Here is a 23,702-nt window from a genome sequence, read left to right as displayed (position 1 = left end):
GTATTGGCCCATCCGGGAAAGATGTATTCAAGTGATGAAATTGATATTTTTATTGAAGCCGGAATTGATGGAATTGAATGTATTCATCCCAGTCATAATTATTCCCTCCAAAAAAAATATACTGAGCTTTGCGAAAGCAAAGGATTACTAATGACAGGGGGTAGTGACACCCATACAGGAAAAGATGCCGGCTACACAAATTTTGGAATTGTAACCATCGCTCTCAAGCACGTAGATAAAATGAAGAGAATGACAGAACAACGAAAAAACATCATCGAAATTAAAAATTGATATGGCTACTGAAATAATTGAAGGGTCAACAAATGCCGGTAAAGTAAAAGTGGGAATTGTAGTATCCCGATGGAATTCCATGATAACGGATAAAATGCTTGAAGGAGCTTTACAAGCACTAAAAGGAAATGGAATATCAGAAGATGATATCACAGTGGTAAAGTGTCCTGGATCCTATGAAATACCCCTAACGGTTCAAAAGATATTAGAGAATAGAGAGGTGGATGGGGTTATTGCCATTGGCGTTGTAATACGCGGCGGTACTCCTCATTTTGAATATGTTTGCGACGCTGTTAACCGCGGAATCACCGATTTAATTTTAAAACATAATAAACCGGTAGCCTTTGGGGTTCTTACAACGGATGATGTAAAACAAGCCTTAGAACGCGCAGGCGATAAAGGAAACAAGGGTGGAGAAGCAGCTTTGGCCTTGCTTGAAATGATCTCTATCGATCAAAAACTTACATCTTGAGTAAATTAATTAGCCTTGATAAAGGAAAATCAAAGCTCTAATTTTCAAAGCTTGAAAACCAGCCCAAAAAATCACTTGAAAGAGCTTACTCTAACAAACAAAATTCAGACTGAGGAAGATAAAAGAAACCAGGAGATTCTTAATAACTCCGGTGAAATTCCTCTTCATATAGCCATTATAATGGATGGCAATGGCCGGTGGGCAAAGAATAAAGGAAGTATTCGTTTGCATGGCCATAAAGTGGGTGTAGATTCAGTCAGGGATATCACTGAGTCATGCGCACAACTTGGCGTGAAGTATTTAACACTCTATGCTTTTTCAACTGAAAACTGGGGACGTCCTTCAGCAGAGGTTCGTGGTTTAATGAAATTACTGGTCTCTTCTTTAAGAAAAGAAGCAGATAATCTAAATGAAAATGACATACGACTTTCCACTATAGGACAGATGGGACGGTTCCCGCAAAGTTGTCAAAATGAACTTCAAGAAGCCATAGAGCTTACCAAAGACAATAAAAGGCTGGAGTTATGTTTGGCTCTCAGCTATTCCGGTCGATGGGATATCACAGAAGCGGTCAAAAAAATAGCTACCCATGTTAAAGAAGGGCGTTTGGATCCAGAATTAATAAACGACCAGATGATCAGTGATCATCTTTCCACAGCCGATGTACCTGATCCCGATTTAATTATAAGAACCAGCGGTGAATATCGAATCAGTAATTTCTTACTATGGCAGCTGGCATATTCCGAATTATACATCACTGAAACATACTGGCCCGATTTTAGAAGAGATGAATTATATGAGGCCATACGTTCCTACCAGAAAAGGGACCGAAGATTTGGAAAAATTTCAACATCTGAAGACGAAAACTCTTATTCATCTCGTTTAGTCAACAAGAAATCATAAGCATTTAAACAAAAGGCGTGTTTACACTTTTGAAAAAATCACTTTTTGCACTCACATTATTTAGTCTCATATCTCTTATTTCTTATGCTCAGGATATTGAACTTACCGATCCCACTACACTAAGTCCGGCTGAATACGAAATTCAAGATGTTCAGGTGGAAGGAAATGAGAGAACCCGGGAGCAATTTATTATAAATACAAGTTTACTCATTCCCGGTAACACAGTTGTTTATCCGGGTGATGTCGTAAATCAAGCTATTACCAGGTTGTATCGCTCAGGGTTGTTCTCTGATATCAAGATATATGTTACAGATAGAACTACTTTGGGGATAAGCTTCATGATTGAAGTAGAAGAACAACCTCGAATTATGGACTACCGCCTGCAAAATATTAAACGTTCTGAGCGTAACGATCTGGAAGAATTACTGATTTTGAGTCCGGGTACCGTTATAACAGATGCGACCATTGGACAGGCAAAAAATACGATCAAAAGATTTTATGAGGACAAGGGCTATTGGTATACAAGCATTGAAACTCGTACAGAAGAAATAGAAGGTACTGACAACAGAGTCCGTTTGATTTTTGATATAGACCGCGGTGAGCGTTTAGAAATTAAAGATATTACATTCAATGGAAATGAGTCTTTTTCTGACAGAAAACTGCGAAAAAAAATGAAGCCCCTGAAAGAAGATGCCTGGTGGAAAATTTTTGGGAAAAAAGTCTTTAAAGAAGAGGAGTTCATTGAAGGGAAGGAAAGTCTACTGAGCTTTTACAGAGAAAATGGATACACGGATGTCCAAATTCTCAAAGATTCAGTATATACCTACAATTATAAAGGTGACAAAACCGGAATACGTGTTCAGCTAAATATTGCAGAAGGCCCTCAATATAAAGTTCGAAATATCACATGGGAAGGAAATACCGTTTATACTGATCAGACACTGCAAGAAGCCTTAGGATTCAACAAAGGGGATGTGTTTAATGAAAGTCTTTTTGATGAGAATTTTAATGTAGGAGATAATAGTGTAAACAGTCTGTATCAAAATGTTGGTTATTTATTTGCTCAAATTATTCCAAACATTACAAAAGTAGCAGAAGATTCCCTGGATATTCATGTCGAAATTTATGAAGATGAAATAGCAACGATCAGGGAAGTTAATTTCAGCGGAAACACCCGTACGCATGATGATGTAGTCCGCCGTACTTTACGGACAGTTCCTGGTAACACCTACAGCAGGCAGGCTATTATACGCTCTATAAGAGAACTTGGACAATTGGGATATTTTGATCCACAGAATATAATCCCCCAGCCTATTCCTAACCCGGAAGATAAAACGGTTGACATCAACTACACGCTTGATGATACCCAAAGTACCAGTAACTTTGAGTTTTCAGGGGGGTATGGTGGAGCTGGAATTGGGGTTATTCTATCGGCCCGGGTGAATTTCAATAATTTCTCCATTCAAAGGGCATTTGAGAAAGAAGGGTGGAAGCCCATTCCTTCCGGCGATGGCCAAAGTTTATCTATTGGCGTTCAGGTTACAGGAACCGGGTACCAAAGTTATAGTATTGGATTTCAAGAACCTTGGTTTAGAGGAAAGCCGACATCGGTTGGATTCAATGTCTCTTATAACTTATTGAATTACTCAAACAGCAATGAGAAAAATGAGTTATTTTCGAGCTCTGTATCAGTTGGTAAACGACTGAAATGGCCTGATGACCTCTTTTCACAGCGGACTGTCATAGGCTATCAGTTATATGATGTTGCCGGCACACAATCATTTTTTGCCGAAGGGACTTCAAGTTTACTTACTGTTGAACAGGTAATTGAACGTAATTCGCTGAATAATCCTATTTCACCTACTTCAGGTTCTAAGTTTTCTCTTTCAGGTGAATTTGCGCCTCCATTGCCAAATTTCTCTGAGTATTATAAGATTAAAACCAATTATCAGTATCATGTACCTGTAGTAGATAAATTAGTAATGACAAGTCAGGTTAACTACGGATACATCGGTTACTTTACGAAAGACAAGCGAAGTGATTTAAATAAATTCTTGGTTGGTGGTACCCAACTACAACAACGGCAAAGCTTTTTGTACGATAACATTGATTTAAGAGGTTATCCCGGTGGTACTCGCGAAAGTATAGCCCCAATTGAAGATGGTCGAAAAGTTGGAGGTAGGATGTACAGTAAATACTCTCTTGAGTTGAGGTATCCGGCAGTTCAAAATGAACAGGTTCAGGTAATACCTTACACATTTGTAGATGCAGGAAATTCGTATCTTGACTTCGGAGATTTTGATCCATTTAACGTAAAACGATCTGTAGGTTTTGGCGCAAGGTTATATTTACCGGTGTTAGGACTTGTAGATCTGAGTTATGGATATCGACTAGATGGTGTGGAAGTTGCAGGCGGAAGTAATATTCTGCCAGGTAATTGGGAGTTTTTATTTAATATTGGTTCTCCATTTTAGAAGAATGACAAAAAAAACAATACAATTTTTAATAATTTTATTCCTCATGGCCGGTTCCTTGCAGGTTATGGCACAGGATCAAAATATCGGTTTCTTTGAATCCGATTATATAATGGAACGAATTCCTGAATATGAAGGAATTCAACAGCAACTTGATCTTCTTAGTTCACAATGGAGAGAGGAAGTAACACGTATTGAAAATGAGATAGAACAATTGGAAGAAGATTACGAAGCTAAAGAAATACTATATACCGAAGAAATTCGTAACCAAAAGAGACAAGAGATCACCCAAAAGAAGCAAGAAAAAGAACAATACATTGCTGAAAAATTTGGCCCCGAAGGAGAATATTTTACCCGGCAACGTGAATTACTTGAACCTATTCAAAGACAAGTTTTTGCTGCCGTAAGAGCAGTTGCACAAAGAGAAGCCTTAGATTTTGTTTTTGATCGTTCCGGTGAAATTAATCTTGTATATGCCAAAAATGAATATAATTTAAACAACTTAATTCTTGAACAATTAGGGATAGAAGTAGAAGAACAATAAATAATTAAATATGAATATAAGTAGAAAAATAACATTGGCGATTGTTTTCATTGGGGCTGTTTTTAGTTTCCAAGAAACTGTTGCTCAAGTAAAAATTGGATACACAAATCCTGCTCGAATTTTGAGCGAACTGCCGGAAGTTGCAGAAGTAGATCAGCAAATTGAGTCTATGATCACTGAAAGTGATGAAGAATTGGCTCAAAGAGCTACTGAATTGCAGGATATCTTTACCCAATATGAATCCAGTATGGGAACTCTTTCTGAGCAAGAAAGAATGTCTCGTGAGGAAGAATTGATAGAACTTAACCAGCAGTTTGAGCAAGATCGTGAAGCGATGATGAATCGTATTCGTCAGCGAAGAAGTGAACTAATGGCTCCAATCATTGAACGGATGAACACTGCTATGGAAGAAGTAGCTGAGGAAATGGATTTAGATTTAATCCTCAACGAGGGTACTTCAGCTGGTGATGCAATTGTCTTTTTTGCCAACAGTGAAGAACTTGACGTTACAGATCGTATTTTAGAGAAACTCCAATAATAACTCACTAACAGACAGATATAGTAATGAAGAAATTAAGCATACTGGTAATTTCCCTTTTTATAGCCTTCTCCGCTACCGATATGGCCAAGGCACAGGAAGAAACGAAAATTGGTTTTGTAAATCCTCAGGCAGTTTTAGCAAAAATGCCGGAAATGAGAGCCATTCAACAAAGGCTTACTAACTTTGCTGAGCAAAAACAGCAAGAGCTTGCTCAAAAAGAAAGAGAATTTCAGACTGCTGTTGCTGAGTACGAGCAAAAAGCAGGAGTTATTTCGGAAGAAGCTAATCAAAGAGAACAGGAAAGACTGGGGCAAATGCAACAGGAATTGACTGTAGCTCAAAGAGAAGCAGAGACAGCCCTTCAACAACGCCGGCAGGAACTTTTAGGCCCTCTTTTTCAGCAAATAGGTACAGCTATTGACGCAGTTTCAGAGGAAATGGGACTTACCATGGTTTTAAATACAACGACCTCAGCCGGTGATCAGATTATACTTTACGCTTCCCAGGAATATCAGGAAAAGTATGATATTACTGACGCAGTTATGCAAGAGTTAGGAGTGTTTAACTAACAATATTCCTCTTTAAGGAAAAACAAAAGCCGTTCTAAAGGACGGCTTTTTTATTTCACGTATTTTTTTCTGTTTTGGATATAATCTTCAAAAATATATTCACCAAGGTTGTCCAATGAAGCAAAGTAGGCTTTTCCTTTATTAGCTTCGGTCATCTCGCGCACAAAACTTTGTAAATATGGGTCTTGGGCAATCATAAAAGTGGTAATGGTGATTTGGTCCCTCCGACATTTTACGGCCTCATCAAGTACTTTATTCACGATTTTACGGTCTAAACCAAAGCTGTTTTTGTAAAACCTTCCATTTTCAATCATACAGGAAGGCTTTCCATCGGTGATCATGAAAACCTGTTTGTTGGCATATTTTTTACGTTGCAGGATATGACGTGCCATCTCCAATCCCTGCTTAGTATTGGTGTGATAGGGCCCGACTTTTAGATAAGGAAGATCGTCTACTGAAATTTTCCATGCTTCGTTACCAAAGGCCACTATATCCAATGAGTCTTTAGCATAGTTGTTCATAATCAATTCAGATAATGCCATAGCTACTTTTTTGGCCGGAGTTATTCGGTCTTCCCCATATAAAATCATGGAATGGCTCAAGTCAATTAAAAGAACTGTAGCCACGGAGGTGTAGTGATCCGTTTCATAAACTTCTAAGTCATCTTCCTGAAGATTGAAGGCATCAATAGAGCTGTGGTTGAGCATGTTCAGCATCGTGCCAACACTGTCAATTTGCCCTATATCGTCGCCAGGATTCCATTTACGAGTCTCAGGTTGACGTTCAAGCCCTTTGCCGGTATGAGGAGATTTGTGGGACCCTAAACCTCCTTTATCAAGATTTTTAAAAATTTCTTCAAGAGAACGTTTTCTTAAACTATGCTCTGATTTTTTTGTCATGATAAAGCCGGAGCCTTCCTTATCATTTTCAATGTAACCTCGTTCTTTTAGTTCATCGATGAAATCGCCAAGGGAGTAATCTTCATCAAATTGGCCGGTAATATCATACTCCTTATCAAGTTCGGTTAGCCATTTCAATGCTTGTGATACTTCACCGCTGGAGATCGTAAGCAGCTGTTGAAAAAGATCCCATAAGGTGTCAAAAGGAGATTTACCTTTGTTTTTTGCAAAGCGCTCGTCCCATTCAAAATATCGAAAATGCATAAACCTCCTTTTTCTTTATGAAATACTAACTTAATCAATTGAGTTCCATATTTTAGAAGAAACTTGTAAGTGAGTAGCTTGGTAAATTAAAAGTGTATGAAAACAACTCAGAATTTGGACAGACTACAATTTGAGAAGAAATTATGGAGTGAAGGGTATCAATATGTTGTGGGATTAGATGAAGTGGGCAGAGGCTGTTTGGCCGGCCCCGTAGTTGCTGCCGGTGTTATATTTGAACCGGGTACGGTTATCGACAAAATTAGGGACAGTAAAACTATCCGAGAAAAAGAAAGAGATGAACTGGCTGAAATCATCAAAGAGAAAGCCCTGGCATGGACCATACAGGAGGGGAGTATAGAGGAAATAGAAAAATTGAATATTCTTTGGGCTTCTTTGGAAACTATGCAAAAATGTGTGGATAATTTAGATCCTGCTCCTGAGTACTTATTAGTTGATGGAAACAGATACACTGATTCACTGATCCCATATACCTGTTTGGTGAAAGGAGACGATCGCTCAATGAGTATCGCAGCAGCTTCAATTTTAGCAAAGACATACCGGGATAATCTTATGCGAGAGCTACACCAAAAATTCCCTGAGTATGGATGGAATTCAAATGTAGGTTATCCCACGGCTGCTCATAAAAAAGCTTTAAAAGAGTATGGCTATACCAAGCACCACAGGCATTCCTTTAATTTGGGAACAATAATAGAAAGAGAGCTGAAATAGCTGTAAAAGCTACCTGTAAATACTGAACTCACGTTTATAGAAATCCATATTTAAACAGATGGCCAGCATAACAGTATTGGTCAGAAATGCAGATCCTCCATAACTGACAAAAGGTAAGGGAAGTCCGATTACCGGAATTAATCCTGTAGCACTTCCAACATTTATGAAAAAATGAATAAAGAATACGGAGGCAATACTAACGGTAACCAGTTGGGCAAATGGGTGTTTATGATTCCCTGCCATATTTAAAAGGCGTATGAATAGAAAAAGGAAGGCTAATACGACAATACCTGCTCCTACAAAGCCAAACTCTTCCCCAATCACGCAAAAGATAAAGTCGGTCCACTGCTCAGGTAGGAACTTCAATTGTGTTTGTGTGCCTTCAAGAAATCCCTTGCCTGTTAAACCTCCAGAGCCTATCGCGGTTTTAGCTTGTATTACATTCCACCCTGCCCCGGTTGGGTCGAATGAGGGATTAGTAAATGCTGAGATCCGAGCTATCTGGTGGGGTTGCAATATATTAGCAATTGCAAATTGAACTCCTGAAACCGTTAAAAGTCCGGTTACCAATGAGGTAGCGGTTAGCCATACCCGCCGTTGTATGAAAAATATGATTCCAGTTAGAATTATTGCAGCTATCAATCCATAATACCAGCCAATTACTGCCAGATACCCAATTAAAGCAGGCGATACAATAAAAAGAGAGACCCCATAGGGTAATCCTGACCAAAATAACATAACGGGAATTAGCCCCATGAAAATTAAAGCGGTACCCAAATCATTTTGCATAAAAACTAAAACGGTTGGTATAAGTATCATGATAACCGCGTTGATGGCATATCGAACATTTTCGGCTGATATATCTCTCCGGCTTGTAAGGTAGTTGGCAGTGGCTAAAATGGTAGCAATTTTCATGAGCTCACTGGTTTGCAAATTAGCGGGGCCTATGCGCAACCAGCTTTTAGCGCCGTTTATTTCAGTCCCAAATACCAAGGTAAGTATCATGAGGATTATGCCTACTCCATATAAAGCATAGGAAAGTTGAACAAAAGTCCTTGGCGATATAAAAAGAATGCTTATCAAAGCAGTCAAAGACATCAATATCCAAATGGATTGTTTTAGAAAGTTGTCCTGGATATAAGTAGGTAAGAATTCTGAAACAGGTCCCTGGGTAGCACTGTAAATGGCAATTAAGCCAACAATGGATAGAAATACCCAGGTAAAAAGTACGGACCAGCTTAATTCCCTTAGGTTATTCATTCTCGGCCTCTTGGTTTTCTAATTTTTCTGAATCCGTAGGCTGGGATACAAAATTAAGTACATAATCATAGACGAAATTTCGGGAAATTTCACCTTCAATGTATTTCTCGATCAGTACAGCAGCCACAGGTCCGGCTGAGATAGACCCATATCCTCCATTTTCAATTAAAACAGTTACTACTATTTGAGGATCATCGTAGGGGGCAAATGAGGTGAACCACCCATGATCTCTTCCATGTGGGTTTTGAGCGGTACCTGTTTTTCCTGCTGTAGGCACATCCGGGTTATTGGTGTAATATGCACTGCTTCCTTCTGCAATTACTCCTCTCATAGCTTCTTTTACATGATCAACATGGGAAGACTCTAACCAGTCAATACGAGTATTCGATGTGGTTTTAGTTTTTAATCCATAATTGGGGTTTCTGGTAGCTTGTACTACATGAGGTTCAACCCTGTAACCTCCGTTGGCAATAGTACTGGTCATTTGTGCAATTTGAAGAGGAGAGGCTGACAGAAGTCCTTGCCCGATACCCATGCTTAACAAATCTCCGACTCCCCATTTATTGTGACCAAACGCATTATTCATATAAGAACTATCAGGTACAATGCCGGTACTCGCATAGGGTAAGTCGATGGGATTAGGCACTCCAAGGCCAAAGTCTTTGATCATTGAGCTCCACTCGTTTAGTAAACCCTTGGTTGCAATTTGATCCATCAGGGAAAAGAAAAAGGTATTGCTTGAAAAGGTGATAGCTCTTTGAAGGTCATAGCTGCCGGTTGGGGCTGTATCTCTATACGGGCGCCCACGAATGTATGCACCACTGTTATAGACCGTAGTATTTTCATCGATAAGGCCTTTCGTTAATCCAATCAGTGCCATTAACGGTTTTACAGTTGAGCCAGGTGGTTGTCTGTTTGAGATAGCCCGGTTGTAAAGTGGAGTGGTGGAGTCTGCATTAATTTCCTGCCAATATGAAAGATCTAATCGACCGGAAAGCCGGCTGAGATCATATTGTGGAGAACTGACCATGGCTAGAATGGCCCCAGAATTTGGATCTATGGCAACCAATCCGCCTTTTTTGCCTTCCATTAACTCTTCGGCCAGCAGTTGTAAGTCGGCGTCAATAGTTGTGATAATATCAGTGCCTCGTTGGGGTGGACGTCCCAAGCTTGGATCTTCGTAATCCTCAATAGATTGTCCTAAAGCATTTACCCGCTGATAGTTAATGCCAAATTTTCCTCTTAAGGTGTCCTCATAAATCATTTCAAGACCACTTTTACCGATCTTGTCACCAAGTCTGATATCAGGCGAGCTTCGATATTCGTCTTCATCGGCCTCGCGAAGGTAACCCAGCACATGGGATGCTTTCATTGGTGTTGGATAATGACGCTTACTCTCAATTTGGTGCCCTATCCCCGGCAATTGCCATAAATTTTCCTGAATAGCTGAGAATGTAGCAAAATCAACTTCCGTAAATAACCTAGATGTTCTGTGCCATGAATAATTTTGTGCTTCTGAAATTTTGCTTGAAAGCAGAGAATCGGAAACCCCTAATGTTTCACTAAGCAGAGGGATCTTACTATCATCAAAAAGGGAGGGAGTTATGGTAATAGAATAAATGGGTTCGTTATCAACTATAAGCGTGTTATTACGATCATAAATCAACCCACGTGCAGCATCCACATATTCCTGACGAACAGAATTTTCTTGACCTAAGGCCGCATAAACTTCATACTCAACAATCTGTAAATAGAACACTCTTCCCAATACAATGAGTGTTAAACTCAACATGATGAACTGAAGAGCTCGAATCGAAGTTCTTGTTCTATTAGGTTGGTTGACGCTCATTAAAAATTAATTTCCTTTGAAAATGAATAGCATGCTGCCAAGTGATGCAGTATATAAACTACTGCCGAGTACAAAAATTATGGGCATCAGACCTACCGAATAAATATTTATGACACTGGCCAAATTGACGACACCTGCCAGACCAATGAATAGTAGATTATGGAATAAAGCTGCCAAAAATATGACTAAGAATATTTGCCATAGCAGCAAACGAGTTTCACGCCATCTTCTTATAAAGTTATAGATAACAAAGATCATTAATGTTTTGGCGAATAAATTGATCCCCCAGAAATCAAACAGGGCATCCTGAAAGAAAGCCAATACAGCGGTAATCAAGATAAGCTGAAAACGGTCATATTTTAAGGCAATCCATAATACAAATATGAGCAGGGGGTCGGCAGTGATCCCATAGAAACTTAAATGTTGAAAAATGAGTACTTCAATAAGCACAAATCCTAATCCAACTAATAAATCTTTAATGGTTTCTTTGCTCATTCAAATAGCTCGTTATAGTCTTCATCAAGTTTAGCGATGTTGGTGTCCGGTTCAAATTCAATAATGAATGCTTGGGAAAGATCAGCTAACAATACATAGGGTTCTAAGAATACCCGCTGCGTTTCTCTCCCTTGTTGAGGTTCAGCTCTTGTTACCGAACCTATGGGGATTCCACCGGGAAATTGATTACTGCTCCCTGAAGTTTCTATGACAAATCCGGAATCAATTGCTACCGTTTTGGGCACAAAATCCATTACCAGTTCCCCATATCGTTCTCTGGTCCAGCTGACAATACCATTTACCTGATTCTCTTGAACACGGGCACTAACTTTAAATAAGGTATTATAAAAAGGCATTACCTGAGAATAATGTTTACCGGCAAGCACAATTTTACCGATCAAACCATCAGAAGAAACTAAAGGCATTCCTTCCTTTAAACCGTCATCGGTACCGGCATCAATCGTTAATATGTTGTTAAAGCCATCCACTTTCTTGCTTACCACAAGAACCGGGGTGAGGTCAAAATCACTGCGGCTTTCATAGCCAAGGAGCCGCCTTAATTCTTCATTTTCCTGTTCTATAGCTCGCAGTCGGCTAAGTTCATCTTGTAATAATATATTCTGCCGTTGTAGATAAGTGTTGGTATTAAGGGCTTGCCGATATACCCGAATGTTGGCGAGAGGTTCTTCCAGTAAGCTTAGTGATGTGATAGAAATTTTTCGCAGCGTATCTAACCCTCCTTGATGTCTGCCAACCATAATAGCAAGGGCAGATATCAAAATGAGGGCGGTTATTATGTAGTCCTTAGCATCACTTAGCTGTAACGATCTAAATCGCATTCATTTTCTGGATATTAAGAAATTACCGGACGGTAATATTCAAGATTTTCAAGTATGGCACCGGTGCCACGAACTACTGCAGTCAAGGGATCTTCAGCAATATGAACTGGCAGGTCGGTTGTTTCCATGATCAATTTATCAAGGTTTTTAAGTAGTGCACCACCGCCGGTTAGCATAATACCACGATCAAGAATATCGGCTGATAATTCAGGCGGGGTTTGCTCCAGTGATTTGGTGATAGATTCCACAATAGTATTCACAGATTCTGCTATCGCTTCGCGGGCATCCCTGGAAGTTATATGGCGTGTTCTTGGAACTCCATTGACTAAATCACGTCCTTTCGTGATCATTTCAAGTTCTTCATCTAAAGGAGCTGCTGAACCGATTTCACATTTAATTTTTTCTGCGGTTCTTTCACCAATAAGCAGATTATGATTTCTGCGAAAATAGTTGATGATGTCATCATTCAGTTCATCTCCTCCAAGTCGTACAGACTGAGCGTACACAATACCTGATAATGCAATAACCGCAATTTCAGTAGTTCCGCCCCCGATATCAACAATCATACTTCCAACCGGTTCATGAACATCCAAACCAATACCGATAGCGGCAGCCATGGGTTCATCAACCAAATAAACTTCTTTAGCTCCGGCGTGTTCGGCACTGTCTCTAACGGCCCGGCGCTCAACTTCAGTAATTCCGCTGGGAACACATATCACCATTTGGCGTGTAGTAGAGTACCACTTCATTTTAACTTTCTTGATCATACCCCGGATCATCTGTTCTGCAACTTCAAAATCTGCAATTACACCATCTCTAAGCGGACGTACAGTGCGAATTTTACTGTGTGTTTTTTCGTGCATCAGTCGCGCTTCATGCCCGGTAGCAACGGGTACATTTTGTTGATTCAGCGCTACAATCGAAGGCTCATTGAGAACAATGCCCTCACCCCGGGAGTATATAAGCGTGTTGGCCGTGCCTAAATCAATTGCGATATCGGTATAAAGAAAATCGAGAAAGCCTTTCTGCGTTTGTTTTTTAGAGTTTTCCGAGGTATTCACTTCACGTGATTCTGACATTGGCGCTTTTTAAAAAATTTGAACTTTAATGGAGTATAGAATATTCAAAAATACAATATTGAACTTGTATTTGCGAATGTATAAATAAGGATTATTAAAATTTTTTGTAGAACTTTTTTTTAAAAAAAACTCAACAACAAATTAGTGTTTGAAATGGCGCTTTCCGGTGAATACCATAGCCATATCATATTCATCTGCTTTTTGTATAACCTCTTCATCACGGATACTTCCACCGGGTTGAATTACAGCACGTGCTCCTGCTTTAGCTGCGGCCTCAACACCATCCGCAAAAGGAAAGAATGCATCTGAAGCTATGGCTGAACCTTTCAAGTCTAATCCTTCTTTGCCGGCTTTTGCAACAGCAATTTCTGAAGAGTCAACACGACTTGTTTGACCCGAGCCGATACCAAGTGTTCTGCCATCTTTGGCATAAACGATGGCATTTGATTTAATATGACGAACTACTTTCCATGAAAAAAGAAGATCTTTCATTTCCTGTTCAGAAGGTTTACGCTTAGAAACTACTTTAAAGTCATCGGAGTTTGCAGGAATCAAATCGGATTCTTGGTTAAGTAGTCCTCCGAAGATAGAGCGATAAGAAGAACCGCCTGCACCCCGGACAGATTTTTTAATCCGAATTAGACGACGATTCTTTTTCTGAGTAAGTAATTCAAGAGTATCCTCATCAAAATCCGGAGCAATGATGATTTCGGTAAAAATCTCGTCAATGGCTTTCGCAGTTTCTACATCCAGCTTTTGATTTACTACTACGATTCCGCCAAAGGGGGAAACGCGGTCGGTGCTGAATGCTTTTTTATAAGCTTCTTCTAGGGTGTCAGCTACCCCAACTCCACTTGGGATGGTATGCTTAATGATAGCACAAGCAGGTTCCTCAGTTTCAAAGTCAGAAATGATATTTAAGGCAGCATCCACATCCAGGTAATTATTAAAGCTTAGCTGTTTGCCATGGAAGCAATCGATAAAATCATTTTGATTCCCATATACAGCAGCTTTTTGATGTGGATTTTCACCATATCGTAATTCCTGAGAGAGAGGAAGAGACACATTAAACTGCGTGGCAGGTTGTTCTTCTACTAATGTGGTGAAGTAGTTGGCAATGGCGCTGTCGTAATCTGCGGTATGGGCAAAGGCATCCTTGGCTAAATTGCGTCTTGTATCAAAGCTGATTGCCATGTCTTCCTCAAGTTCCTCGATGAAAGCCGGATATTGAGATGGGGAACTTAAAATGGAAACGTGAGCAAAGTTCTTTGCAGCCGCACGAATCATGGTAGGCCCGCCGATATCAATAAATTCTGTGGCCTCAGCTGCTGTCACATCTTCTTCACTTACTTTATTTTTGAAAGGGTACAAGTTTACAATTACCAATTCAATAGGAGTGATATTCAATTCTTTGAGTTCATCAACATCGGGTTGGTGTGAAGTACGGGCTAAAATGCCTCCGTGTACTTTTGGATGTAACGTTTTCACCCTTCCATCCAGACATTCCGGGAAGCCAGTAATCTCAGATACATCCTTCACCGGAATTCCTTCCGCCTTGATCATTTTAGCCGTTCCACCGGTAGAAATGATTTCAACCCCTGAATTGTGCAAACTTTTAGCTAACTCAGGCAATCCGGTTTTATCAGATACAGAAATTAAAGCTCTTTTGATGGATAATGGATTTGTGGGAAGTGATGAAAGTGGTTTTAAAGACACGAGTACTATGTTTTTAGGGTTTTGAGATGATTTTGAATGGCTTCAGGATAAAGTTTGTGCTCTTGCTCTAAAATACGCTGAGCTAATTTCTTTGGAGTGTCATCGTTTTGAACTGGAACTTTTTTTTGTGTAATTACGGGCCCTTCGTCGAATTCCTCCGTAACGATATGCACAGAACAGCCGGATTCTTTTTCACCGGCCTCAATGACGGCTTTATGTACATTCAACCCATAAAATCCCTTCCCACCAAATTTGGGTAATAGGGCGGGGTGAATATTTAATATCCGATTTTCATATTCGCGAATGACGGATGAAGGAATCTTTTTCAAATATCCAGCGAGTGCAATCAGATCTGTGCCCCACGCCCTGAGCTGTTTGAGAAGTTCTTCTGCAAATTCATCTTCAGTTGAATATTCTTGTGGAGAGATAATTCGAGAAGGGATACCGTGGGTTAGAGCTCTTTCAAGAGCTCCAATGTTGGGTTTATTGGTGATAAGTCCGGCAATATTGGCGGTAAGTTCGCCGCTTTCTACAGCGTCAATAATGGATTGAAAGTTAGTGCCCGAGCCGGAGGCAAAAACAACGAGATTTTTCAAAAGATCATAGGGTTTTGCATTGCCTGATAGGGCGGAAAATATAGCAAAAGTTTAGATGGGATGAAGAATTAATTGAAGCTAATCAGGCCCGGTTGAACTTGATAAGTCTCGCCTGAAAATCTGGTAATTGTTAAAGCTCCAGCTTAACTGTGTAATAGTAATTTTAATAACAGTAGCCAGCGGAATAGCGATAAGCATTCCCAATATCCCGGCGGTTTCAGCTCCAATTAAAATAATAAATAAGATAGCCACCGGGTGCATATCTGCCGACCGTGAAAAAAGCATAGGTTGAAATACTACGTTATCCAAAATTTGTACAATAAAGATTGCCAAAATACAGGCTGCTACTAAAGAAAAGTTTCCAGTTTCAATAATGGATACAATAACGGACAAAAAGTAACCCAGCACCGGACCAAAATAGGGGATGGTATTAGCCAAGCCGACGGCAATACCCACAGACATTGAGTTATCAAGTCCTGCTACGCTAAGCGTAGCCCAAGATGATAAAGCAACTAAGAAACTCTGCATCAGCACGCTTCTAAAATAAAGGCCGAGACGTTTTTCAATTTTATCGATTACGGTGAGGGTAGTCTCAAAATATTTGTTGGGCACCAATTGCAGCAGGTCCCTGCGAATTTTAGTTCCATCTTTCAGAAAGAAGAATGCAGCAAAGGGAACGACTAACACGGCCGAGAAGATATTGGTGAAAATCCCCAGAGCGTTGCTAACGATGGATGAAATCTGATTTACATTAAAGAGTTCGTCGAAGACGGTGGTGATGTTATTGACCAAAAATCCATCAGGTAAAAAGTCGAATTTATTGGTCAGTTGTGTTTCTACCCGTGCCGCTATTTGCCGAATATTTTCTAAACTGAGCTGAGCGGTTAGCTCGGCCATCTGATTGGCGATAATGGGTATTACGTTGGTGGAAATAAAGATCAGAATTAGAACAACGGTAGATAGAATAATGATAATTCCAAAAGTTCTGTTTAACCCAATTGATTGAAGTCGGTTAGCGAAAGGGTCTAAGATGTAGCTCAGAATCATCGCCAGCACCAGGAATACTACAAGATTTGAGTAATTGTATAGAATGAGCAGTCCGACTGTTACTGCTGCCAGTCCCAGCACAAAGCGCACTACTTTATCCAACGTGATATTTCTCATTCTTTAATCAGGTCCAAAAGTTCATCTATACTCTTTAATATACTGTTTGAATCGTACCCTTTTCTCATTAAAAAATCGAATATTTTTTTTCTGCGTTTTTCTTCCGGTTCACGAAGGTACCGTTTCTTTTTCTTTTGTATTAATTCGAACATGGTTTCTTTTATCGCCTCAGCTCCGAATGCTTCTTCTATACACTTTTCAATAACAGACTTTGCGATTCCCTTTTTGAAAAGCTGATTTCGAATTTTATAGGGTCCCCAATTATTGAATTCAAATTTTTCTTGGGCAAAAGTCATCGCAAATTTATGGTCGTCAATGTATTCTTTAGACTCAAATTCATCCAGGATGTCTTCAATATAATGACCTGAATATCCTTTTTTATAAGCTTTATCTTTGAGCTCTTTTCTGGAATGATCACGCCTCGAGAGGATGCGAAACATATATTCACGAGCAGCCCAGTGGTTCTCAGCATCCACTATTTGTTCAAATAAAGAAGGCGTTATTTCAACGCCTTTCTTTAAATTCAATTTGGTAAGTGTAGATTCTGATACACCAATCAGGAATTGGTTATCAGCAAAAAGAGAAAATCGGGTAGCATTCTTTTTCTGAACTTGTATCTCAGAAATAGTTGCCGGAAGAAGCCGCCGGGCTTCCTCCAGCTTTTCCTCTTTTGACTTCCGTTTAGTCTTCACTCTTTGCTTTCTCTTTTTTCTTTTCCTTTTCGTCCTCTTGCTCTTCTTCGAGTTCTTTACCCATCAGTTTAGCCCGGACTGTCTCCTCAATCTTCTTAGCAAGTTTCGGATCCTCTTCGAGGAATTGCATAGCCGCATCGGAGCCCTGTCCAATCGGCTCACCCCCATAACGGAACCAACTTCCGCGCTTTTCAATGATATCGTATTCAACAGCAAGGTCGAGGATCTCTGAAATACGTGAGATTCCCTTACCGTACATAATGTTGAACTCCACGACTTTGAAAGGAGGGGCAACCTTGTTCTTGGCAATCTTTACTTTTGTGCGGTTTCCTACCACGTCATCGCCACTTTTTATGGAACCGATTCTTCGGATATCAATTCGTACAGAAGAGTAAAATTTGAGGGCACGTCCACCGGTTGTGGTTTCGGGATTTCCAAACATCACCCCAATTTTTTCCCGAACCTGGTTAATGAAAATACAAGAAGTTCGGCTTTTATTGATGATACCGGTGATTTTCCGCATAGCCTGAGACATCAATCGTGCCTGTAAACCCATGTGAGAATCACCCATTTCGCCTTCCAGTTCGGCCCGGGGCACGAGTGCCGCAACGGAGTCAACAACTACTACATCGAGGGCGCCTGAACGAATTAAAGTTTCGGTGATTTCGAGCGCTTGCTCACCACTGTCCGGTTGAGAAACAAGCAGTTCTTCTACGTTGATGCCTAATGCTTTAGCGTAACGCGGATCAAAAGCATGCTCGGCGTCTATAAAGGCTGCATAACCGCCGGCTTTTTGTGCTTCTGCAATTACCTGAAGGGCAAGCGTTGTTTTACCGGAAGCTTCCGGACCGTAGATCTCGGTAACCCTTCCGCGTGGAATTCCCTGTACCCCAAGAGCATAATCTACCATGATGGAGCCGGTTGAAATTACATCAATATCCTGGATGGATTCAGCACCCAGCTTCATAATGGTACCTTTGCCGTGTTGTTTTTCAATTTGCCCTACGGCCATGTCGAGGGCTTTTTGTCGATCGTCTGATTTAGCCATGATTGTTTTGTTTTTTTATGATTGATATTCTTTTATGACAAATTTTCAATAAACAAGCTCCAATTATCAATTAAGTTACCTTCTGTGACTTAACTATAGATGAAAATATTTTGATCAATTCATCTGACTCTTTTACAAGTTTAGCTCTGACTACTTCAAGACCGTTTTTATCAAATAAACTCAATAGCTTCAGCCAGTATGCTGATTCCTTCGACTCTTTTCTACACAACTTAATCCGATAATAAAAATCTTTGCGGCTTAAAGCCTCATTCGCTTCGATGTAATTTGCACCTACAGAACCAGAACTTTTAACCAATTGTTTAACATCTTCTATGTTACAAACATCTTTTGGAACCCTTCGCACAAATTTTCTGACGTCTTGAGCAAACAAATAGGTCCGCATCTCAAGATCAAATATTTTATTCGGGTTAGTCATTGAAAATTGTTATTTGGTACTTTGAGTTTTCATTACATTCAATATATGCTCAGTGTATGACAACTTATGTCACCCTTTTTAAGTAGGAATGAATATATGTTCAATATATGTGATAGACAAACATACTTTTGATTCTTTTCATATTCCCAAATTGTTTTCTGTTTGTAGAGTAAGAGCGTTGAAATGACAATTCCTTACAAAAAATTTTAGAAAAGTTGGTAGTCCCTTTGGGACTAATTTTAATTTGAGTTCGAAATTGTTCTCAATTTGGGTCGTCCCGCTGGGACTTGGGTGTAGGGCATTCAATTAACCACGGGCTGAAGCCGCGTGGCTATATTCTTTCATCCCTCCGGCATGGATGTTGTGTAACGAATAAAAATCCCGCAGGGATGATAAACCACAATAAATTATCGGGTGATAATTTGGTTAGGATTCAAATCTCCTTAACTACCTTTTCCAATTCGTCCATGGCCTGCTCAATTTGGGAGGTGGTGATATAGGGAGCAGGACCAAATCTTAAAATCTCACCACGTGCATCCGTAAAAACGCCGTTCTCCATTAATCGGGCACGGATATCTCTGGCATGTGGGGAAGTGAGTGACAAAAATCCCCCATTCTTTTCCAAAGGCTCTTCATGGGTCAGTCGAATCAAAGAAGGACTAAAATTCTTCGCCAAAAACCGTTCCCGTAACATACCCACCTGTGCTTTGTATTGACTGCGTAGAACTTCGGGGGTCAACCCTTGTTCCTGGAAAAACTCAACTACCTTGGCAGCGCGAAATTGAGAGGAAGGATCATAAGTGCCACTTGCGAAACGCTGATTCCCATCATCATACTCAACGGGATCATTAGTCCGGGGTTTATCAAGAGAATTAAATGCAGCAAACCATCCTGTTATTGCGGGACGGTAATCACAATATTTTGGGAACCGAAGAAAACAATTGGCCTCACCCCATTGCAGATATTTATATCCACCGATCAGAATAAAACAATCATCCAAGCCTTCTTCTTTGATAGATAGGGGGACTACATTGGTACCATGATAATCATCAATCATAACAGGAATTCCTTTTTCCCGGGCTGCGGCAGCAATTTCTGTCAAATGGTTATTGATGAGGCAGGTTTCAAAATAGACCCGGGAAAGCATAACAGCCGAAGTGCAATCATCCATCTCATTAATGATACGTTCTGCAAAAGAATTGTCGGGTTGAACCGGGACGCGAACAAACTCCAATCCCTCTTCTTCCAATCGATGCAGTTGGCGAAACAGCGAATGAAACTCACCATCTGTTGAAATAATCTTAGGCTTATTCTTCAGATCCAGGCTGCTCATCCAGCTAACAAACAAAACGTGCGTACTTTCTTCGCGGCAGTAAAGTCCCTGGGGGTCGTCATAAAAATCACGAAGATAATTTCTGAGAATTTCCGTCTTTTCAAAAGCCACATCCCATTTATTATCCACTTCCCGGGCGCATACATCAAAATATTCGGTTTGTCCTTCCCGGGCTACATCCGGCCAGGCTTGGTGAGAATGACCGGTAAAGAGGAGGCGATTGGTAACATCAAAGTGAGAATAGTGGGGAGCAAGTTTTTTTGCTAAGGTATCAATGTCTGACATAGTGTAACTTTAAATTGGATTCCATATTGGTGGTTGTATGAAACTGAATTGTTTGAAATTCATTCCATAAGAAACATTCAATCTATCACGAATGATCAAAACCGCGATCGGATAGCCCAAAGGTCAGGGAAAATAGGATTATTCAGGGTTTTATGAAGATATTTTGCTCCGTCTGAGCCCCCGGTTCCTTTTTTGGTTCCTATCGTTCTTTCCACCATTTTTACGTGCCGATAACGCCATTCCTGCAATCCCTCATCATAATCCACAAATAACTCGGCCACCATGGCTGCTTCGGGATCGTTTTTCATGGCTTCCACCAATACTTCCTGATCTTCTTCAGACGGCTCATGGATCAGTCCTTTTTCATTTTCTCTTTGGGGATGAAGCTCGTATCCTCGGGTTCGCATGTACGCGCAGAAACTTTCCCAAAGGGTAGATTCCTCCATCCTCGATTCCAAGACTTTAATGTGTTTGGGCTGATCTTTGTGAGCTTCCTTCATCAACGGAAACCGAAGTCCACACACAATTTCCATCTCCCGAAATTGCAGCGATTGAAATCCACTGGCCTGGCCCAAAAACTTCCTGAAGCTGATAAATTCCAGCGGTGTCATAGTCTCCAAAATATCGATCTGTGAGACCATGGTTTTTAAGATGGTAAGAATTCGCCGCATAGTCTTGACCGATGCCCAGGTTTTACCCGCTTCCAGGTCTCGTCGAAGCTTCCCTAATTCATGCAGTATTTGCTTGAACCACAACTCGTAAACCTGGTGGATAATGATGAAAAGTACTTCATCGTGCTCAGGCGGATCAGATTTAAGTTTTTGGAGGTCAGTAAGTTCGTCGATTTTGAGATAATTGGTATATGTTAGGCTCATAAAGCAAAAATTTGGTTCACGTGGATAATACCGAGTTCAGGATTGTTTTGCTAAAAGTTAACGGAGATGAGTGATTTTAAATACATTGGAGAATAATCAATCACGATTTTGTTAAAAAATTCCTACTATCATTGTATGAATACATTGATCGCAGATAGTGGTGCTACCAAAACGGACTGGGTGTTACTGGGGGATGATTCCCCTCAATTCATTCAAACCGAAGGACTGAATCCACATCTTGTAAAGGCTACTGACTTCCTTAATATTCTTACCCGAGAACTTAAACCTAACCTACTGGGTAAGGCCATTGGCGAGATACGATTTTTTGGATCAGGATGCGGTTCACCCCAAAAGAAAAAGGAGGTAGAAACTTATTTGCAGGAAGTGTTTGAGTTTGCTAAGATCACCGTTCAAACTGATTTAGATGCGGCAGGAATAGCACTTTTTGGAGAGAATAAGGGAATTGTGTGTATCCTGGGAACCGGTTCAAGTGCCGGTGTTTTTGAGGATGAGGCCATTACCAAACAAATGCCTTCTTTAGGATATCCGCAGGGAGATGAGGGCAGTGGAACTGATATCGGAAAGCGAATTTTGATGGCCTATTTGGGGGGTGAATTGGATAAGGAATTGGGTGATTTTTTGGAGTCGGAGGCTTCGCTGGAAATACATGAAATATTCAGAAATGTGCAGATACCCAAAGAAGCAAAATCGTATTTAAGTGACATTGGTAAAGCTTTAAGCTCCAAATCGCAGCACCCCCAAATGCAGCAAATTATTCATGATGGATTTTCTGATTTCCTGGATAAAGTTTCAGAGACATTTCCTGCAAAAACATCCTCATATAACGTTTGTTTTGTGGGAACAGTGGCTTCGGTCTATGAAAGTAAACTCCGAGCCTGCGCTAAACAAAAGGGAGTGGAAGTAGCATCCGTAGTTCGTAATCCCATCGAGCACCTGGCGCTTCATTTTTCTGATACTGCGACTACATAGAATTTGGAATAGAAACCTGATATCGCGGATTTAGTGCGTAGGTGCTGTTCAATACGAATATGATTTTGAAGGGAAATTTCAATTTTTATGTATCAAAATCTGCCTTTTTTAGGTCCGTCACGCTGGGACTTGGCTTTGGTATTTCGCCTTATCCACGGATTGAAAACCGTGGCTACAATCTGCCATCCCTGCGGGATTTATTGGTTTCGGCCTGGGGTTATAATTCTGCTTTTGATGCAGTCCACACAAGTCCCGGTAGGGACGTTCGATTGTAGCCCCGGGTTTTAACCCGTGGTAACAGCGTAAGAAAAGAAGAACCTCCGCCCGGGTGGTTGTAATGGATCAATGTTTATCGGAGGTTGGGCAAGCAATCAGCCAATGGAAAATTAAGGATCAACCCAAAATGAACAACCCCATCAGGAAGACCCTAAAATTCGAGTTTCAATAATTCCTACCTTTAAAGAAAAATCAAACAAACTATAACATGTTCGATACTCACTCCCACATCTACCTCCCAAAATTCGACGAAGACCGCGATGCTGTAAACCAACGAGCAGTAGAAGCCGGGGTAAAAGGCATCTTCATGCCGGCCATCGATTTCGACTCCATTCCGCAAATGGAACAATTGTCGCACCCCGATATTGAATTCTACAAAATGGCAGGTATTCATCCCTGTGATGTGAAAGAAGAGGTTCCCGAAGATCTTGAAGAAAGATTACTTGGATATTGTACCCGAAATGATTTCTACGGCGTGGGAGAGACCGGTCTCGATTATTATTGGAGCACCGAACTTGTGGAACAACAGAAGGAAAGCTTTCGCATCCACTGTAAAATAGCCAAGCAAGTGGGCAAGCCCATTATCATCCACAACCGGGAGAGTACCGATGATATGCTGGATATTATTGAGCAGGAGCAGGATGGAAGTATGACCGGCATCTGGCACTGCTTCAACGGAACGGTGGAGGAGGGGAAGCGAGCCATTGAGCTCGGCCTGCATTTTGGGATAGGCGGAGTCTTTACCTTCAAAAACGCCGGAGTAGACAAAACAGTGGCACAGCTCCCCTTGGATAAAATGATGCTTGAAACCGATGCGCCGTATCTCTCTCCAGCTCCTAAACGCGGCAAGCGTAACGAACCGGCTTTTATGAAATTTACAGCGGAGAAATTAGCCGAAATTTTTGGGAAGAGTTTGGATGAGATTGATGAGATAACAACAGAAAATGCAGAGCGGTTGTTTGGGATAAGCCAAAGTTGAAAAAAATCATGAAGATGTTATATTAGCTAAGGGTCTTATGAAGTATAGCATGTTATGATTGTTTGTAACATATTGCTATACAATGGTTAACAAGTATTATAAAC

Annotated in this window: 23 protein-coding genes and 1 pseudogene; 10 read left to right on the top strand and 14 right to left on the bottom strand. The window is 40.5% G+C overall.

Annotated elements, in window-relative coordinates:
- The 7 genes and pseudogenes from RI561_RS12245 to RI561_RS12215 all read left to right on the top strand — a co-directional run.
- A pseudogene (locus RI561_RS12245) lies at positions 1-291 on the top strand (PHP domain-containing protein); the annotation flags it as partial.
- Between the two features lies 1 nt (position 292).
- The gene (gene ribH / locus RI561_RS12240) at positions 293-763 is read left to right on the top strand and encodes a 6,7-dimethyl-8-ribityllumazine synthase (RefSeq protein ID WP_395080534.1); all 471 of its coding nucleotides are present in this window, start codon (positions 293-295) and stop codon (positions 761-763) included.
- Positions 764-838: 75 nt separating this feature from the next.
- Positions 839-1,666, top strand: coding sequence for an isoprenyl transferase (locus RI561_RS12235; protein WP_395080533.1), 828 nt, complete (start codon positions 839-841; stop codon positions 1,664-1,666).
- A 29-nt stretch (positions 1,667-1,695) separates the two neighbouring features.
- Positions 1,696-4,140, top strand: coding sequence for an outer membrane protein assembly factor BamA (bamA, locus tag RI561_RS12230; RefSeq protein ID WP_395080532.1), 2,445 nt, complete (start codon positions 1,696-1,698; stop codon positions 4,138-4,140).
- Between the two features lie 4 nt (positions 4,141-4,144).
- Positions 4,145-4,684 carry an OmpH family outer membrane protein gene (locus RI561_RS12225; protein ID WP_395080531.1) on the top strand — a complete coding sequence of 180 codons (540 nt, stop codon included), beginning with the start codon at positions 4,145-4,147 and terminating at the stop codon, positions 4,682-4,684.
- Between the two features lie 10 nt (positions 4,685-4,694).
- Positions 4,695-5,222 (top strand): OmpH family outer membrane protein, encoded by a 528-nt coding sequence (locus tag RI561_RS12220; protein WP_395080530.1) that lies wholly within the window; start codon positions 4,695-4,697, stop codon positions 5,220-5,222.
- A 26-nt stretch (positions 5,223-5,248) separates the two neighbouring features.
- The gene (locus tag RI561_RS12215) at positions 5,249-5,794 is read left to right on the top strand and encodes an OmpH family outer membrane protein (protein ID WP_395080529.1); all 546 of its coding nucleotides are present in this window, start codon (positions 5,249-5,251) and stop codon (positions 5,792-5,794) included.
- A gap of 50 nt (positions 5,795-5,844) precedes the next feature.
- Here RI561_RS12215 and RI561_RS12210 read toward each other — a convergent pair whose 3' ends face one another.
- Positions 5,845-6,957 (bottom strand): VWA domain-containing protein, encoded by a 1,113-nt coding sequence (locus tag RI561_RS12210; RefSeq protein WP_395080528.1) that lies wholly within the window; start codon positions 6,955-6,957, stop codon positions 5,845-5,847.
- 114 nt (positions 6,958-7,071) lie between these two features.
- On the opposite strand from RI561_RS12210, the gene RI561_RS12205 reads away from it, so the two are divergent.
- Positions 7,072-7,686 carry a ribonuclease HII gene (locus tag RI561_RS12205; RefSeq protein WP_395080527.1) on the top strand — a complete coding sequence of 205 codons (615 nt, stop codon included), beginning with the start codon at positions 7,072-7,074 and terminating at the stop codon, positions 7,684-7,686.
- A gap of 9 nt (positions 7,687-7,695) precedes the next feature.
- Here the strand turns inward: RI561_RS12205 and rodA are convergent, their stop codons facing one another.
- The 13 genes from rodA to RI561_RS12140 form a co-directional block, all read right to left on the bottom strand.
- The gene (rodA, locus tag RI561_RS12200; RefSeq protein WP_395080526.1) at positions 7,696-8,946 is read right to left on the bottom strand and encodes a rod shape-determining protein RodA; all 1,251 of its coding nucleotides are present in this window, start codon (positions 8,944-8,946) and stop codon (positions 7,696-7,698) included.
- The gene (gene mrdA / locus RI561_RS12195; protein WP_395080525.1) at positions 8,939-10,795 is read right to left on the bottom strand and encodes a penicillin-binding protein 2; all 1,857 of its coding nucleotides are present in this window, start codon (positions 10,793-10,795) and stop codon (positions 8,939-8,941) included. Before mrdA ends, rodA begins: the two co-directional genes overlap by 8 nt.
- A gap of 6 nt (positions 10,796-10,801) precedes the next feature.
- Positions 10,802-11,290, bottom strand: coding sequence for a rod shape-determining protein MreD (gene mreD / locus RI561_RS12190; protein WP_395080524.1), 489 nt, complete (start codon positions 11,288-11,290; stop codon positions 10,802-10,804).
- The gene (mreC, locus tag RI561_RS12185; protein ID WP_395080523.1) at positions 11,287-12,129 is read right to left on the bottom strand and encodes a rod shape-determining protein MreC; all 843 of its coding nucleotides are present in this window, start codon (positions 12,127-12,129) and stop codon (positions 11,287-11,289) included. The genes mreD and mreC overlap by 4 nt, the downstream gene beginning before the upstream one ends.
- A gap of 14 nt (positions 12,130-12,143) precedes the next feature.
- The gene (locus tag RI561_RS12180; RefSeq protein WP_395080522.1) at positions 12,144-13,208 is read right to left on the bottom strand and encodes a rod shape-determining protein; all 1,065 of its coding nucleotides are present in this window, start codon (positions 13,206-13,208) and stop codon (positions 12,144-12,146) included.
- A gap of 141 nt (positions 13,209-13,349) precedes the next feature.
- Positions 13,350-14,924: a bifunctional phosphoribosylaminoimidazolecarboxamide formyltransferase/IMP cyclohydrolase gene (purH, locus tag RI561_RS12175; RefSeq protein WP_395080521.1), complete on the bottom strand. Its 1,575-nt coding sequence runs from the start codon at positions 14,922-14,924 to the stop codon at positions 13,350-13,352.
- Between the two features lie 5 nt (positions 14,925-14,929).
- Positions 14,930-15,520, bottom strand: coding sequence for a phosphoribosylglycinamide formyltransferase (gene purN, locus RI561_RS12170; protein WP_395080520.1), 591 nt, complete (start codon positions 15,518-15,520; stop codon positions 14,930-14,932).
- Between the two features lie 78 nt (positions 15,521-15,598).
- Positions 15,599-16,684: an AI-2E family transporter gene (locus RI561_RS12165; protein ID WP_395080519.1), complete on the bottom strand. Its 1,086-nt coding sequence runs from the start codon at positions 16,682-16,684 to the stop codon at positions 15,599-15,601.
- Positions 16,681-17,376, bottom strand: a complete 696-nt coding sequence (locus RI561_RS12160; RefSeq protein WP_395080518.1) for a regulatory protein RecX — start codon at positions 17,374-17,376, stop codon at positions 16,681-16,683. The genes RI561_RS12165 and RI561_RS12160 overlap by 4 nt, the downstream gene beginning before the upstream one ends.
- Positions 17,366-18,424: a recombinase RecA gene (gene recA, locus RI561_RS12155; protein ID WP_395080517.1), complete on the bottom strand. Its 1,059-nt coding sequence runs from the start codon at positions 18,422-18,424 to the stop codon at positions 17,366-17,368. Before recA ends, RI561_RS12160 begins: the two co-directional genes overlap by 11 nt.
- A gap of 70 nt (positions 18,425-18,494) precedes the next feature.
- A complete protein-coding gene (locus RI561_RS12150; RefSeq protein ID WP_395080516.1) occupies positions 18,495-18,860 on the bottom strand; it encodes a four helix bundle protein in 366 nt (121 codons plus the stop codon).
- 433 nt (positions 18,861-19,293) lie between these two features.
- Complete coding sequence (locus RI561_RS12145; RefSeq protein WP_395080515.1) at positions 19,294-20,478, bottom strand: aminotransferase class V-fold PLP-dependent enzyme; 1,185 nt, start codon at positions 20,476-20,478, stop codon at positions 19,294-19,296.
- A gap of 95 nt (positions 20,479-20,573) precedes the next feature.
- Positions 20,574-21,353 carry a tryptophan 2,3-dioxygenase gene (locus RI561_RS12140; RefSeq protein WP_395080514.1) on the bottom strand — a complete coding sequence of 260 codons (780 nt, stop codon included), beginning with the start codon at positions 21,351-21,353 and terminating at the stop codon, positions 20,574-20,576.
- Between the two features lie 135 nt (positions 21,354-21,488).
- On the opposite strand from RI561_RS12140, the gene RI561_RS12135 reads away from it, so the two are divergent.
- Positions 21,489-22,343 carry a hypothetical protein gene (locus RI561_RS12135; protein ID WP_395080513.1) on the top strand — a complete coding sequence of 285 codons (855 nt, stop codon included), beginning with the start codon at positions 21,489-21,491 and terminating at the stop codon, positions 22,341-22,343.
- Positions 22,344-22,827: 484 nt separating this feature from the next.
- Positions 22,828-23,598, top strand: coding sequence for a TatD family hydrolase (locus RI561_RS12130; RefSeq protein ID WP_395080512.1), 771 nt, complete (start codon positions 22,828-22,830; stop codon positions 23,596-23,598).
- Positions 23,599-23,702: the final 104 nt, after the last annotated feature.

This window comes from Gracilimonas sp., from assembly GCF_031581265.1.
Lineage (GTDB): Bacteria > Bacteroidota > Rhodothermia > Balneolales > Balneolaceae > Gracilimonas.
The sequence above is the reverse complement of the archived record's forward strand: the minus strand, read 5'-3'. Positions and strand labels throughout refer to the sequence as shown.

What these genes read in the sequence shown, in the direction of transcription:
- mrdA (WP_395080525.1), bottom strand. Translation starts at nt 10,795, where the DNA reads ATGAGCGTCAACCAACCTAATAGAACAAGAACTTCGATTCGAGCTCTT.
- mreD (WP_395080524.1), bottom strand. Translation starts at nt 11,290, where the DNA reads ATGAGCAAAGAAACCATTAAAGATTTATTAGTTGGATTAGGATTTGTG.
- RI561_RS12140 (WP_395080514.1), bottom strand. Translation starts at nt 21,353, where the DNA reads ATGAGCCTAACATATACCAATTATCTCAAAATCGACGAACTTACTGAC.
- RI561_RS12165 (WP_395080519.1), bottom strand. Translation starts at nt 16,684, where the DNA reads ATGAGAAATATCACGTTGGATAAAGTAGTGCGCTTTGTGCTGGGACTG.
- RI561_RS12215 (WP_395080529.1), top strand. Translation starts at nt 5,249, where the DNA reads ATGAAGAAATTAAGCATACTGGTAATTTCCCTTTTTATAGCCTTCTCC.
- RI561_RS12150 (WP_395080516.1), bottom strand. Translation starts at nt 18,860, where the DNA reads ATGACTAACCCGAATAAAATATTTGATCTTGAGATGCGGACCTATTTG.
- RI561_RS12145 (WP_395080515.1), bottom strand. Translation starts at nt 20,478, where the DNA reads ATGTCAGACATTGATACCTTAGCAAAAAAACTTGCTCCCCACTATTCT.
- RI561_RS12225 (WP_395080531.1), top strand. Translation starts at nt 4,145, where the DNA reads ATGACAAAAAAAACAATACAATTTTTAATAATTTTATTCCTCATGGCC.
- RI561_RS12130 (WP_395080512.1), top strand. Translation starts at nt 22,828, where the DNA reads ATGTTCGATACTCACTCCCACATCTACCTCCCAAAATTCGACGAAGAC.
- RI561_RS12210 (WP_395080528.1), bottom strand. Translation starts at nt 6,957, where the DNA reads ATGCATTTTCGATATTTTGAATGGGACGAGCGCTTTGCAAAAAACAAA.
- RI561_RS12135 (WP_395080513.1), top strand. Translation starts at nt 21,489, where the DNA reads ATGAATACATTGATCGCAGATAGTGGTGCTACCAAAACGGACTGGGTG.
- RI561_RS12220 (WP_395080530.1), top strand. Translation starts at nt 4,695, where the DNA reads ATGAATATAAGTAGAAAAATAACATTGGCGATTGTTTTCATTGGGGCT.
- mreC (WP_395080523.1), bottom strand. Translation starts at nt 12,129, where the DNA reads ATGCGATTTAGATCGTTACAGCTAAGTGATGCTAAGGACTACATAATA.
- RI561_RS12180 (WP_395080522.1), bottom strand. Translation starts at nt 13,208, where the DNA reads ATGTCAGAATCACGTGAAGTGAATACCTCGGAAAACTCTAAAAAACAA.
- ribH (WP_395080534.1), top strand. Translation starts at nt 293, where the DNA reads ATGGCTACTGAAATAATTGAAGGGTCAACAAATGCCGGTAAAGTAAAA.
- rodA (WP_395080526.1), bottom strand. Translation starts at nt 8,946, where the DNA reads ATGAATAACCTAAGGGAATTAAGCTGGTCCGTACTTTTTACCTGGGTA.
- recA (WP_395080517.1), bottom strand. Translation starts at nt 18,424, where the DNA reads ATGGCTAAATCAGACGATCGACAAAAAGCCCTCGACATGGCCGTAGGG.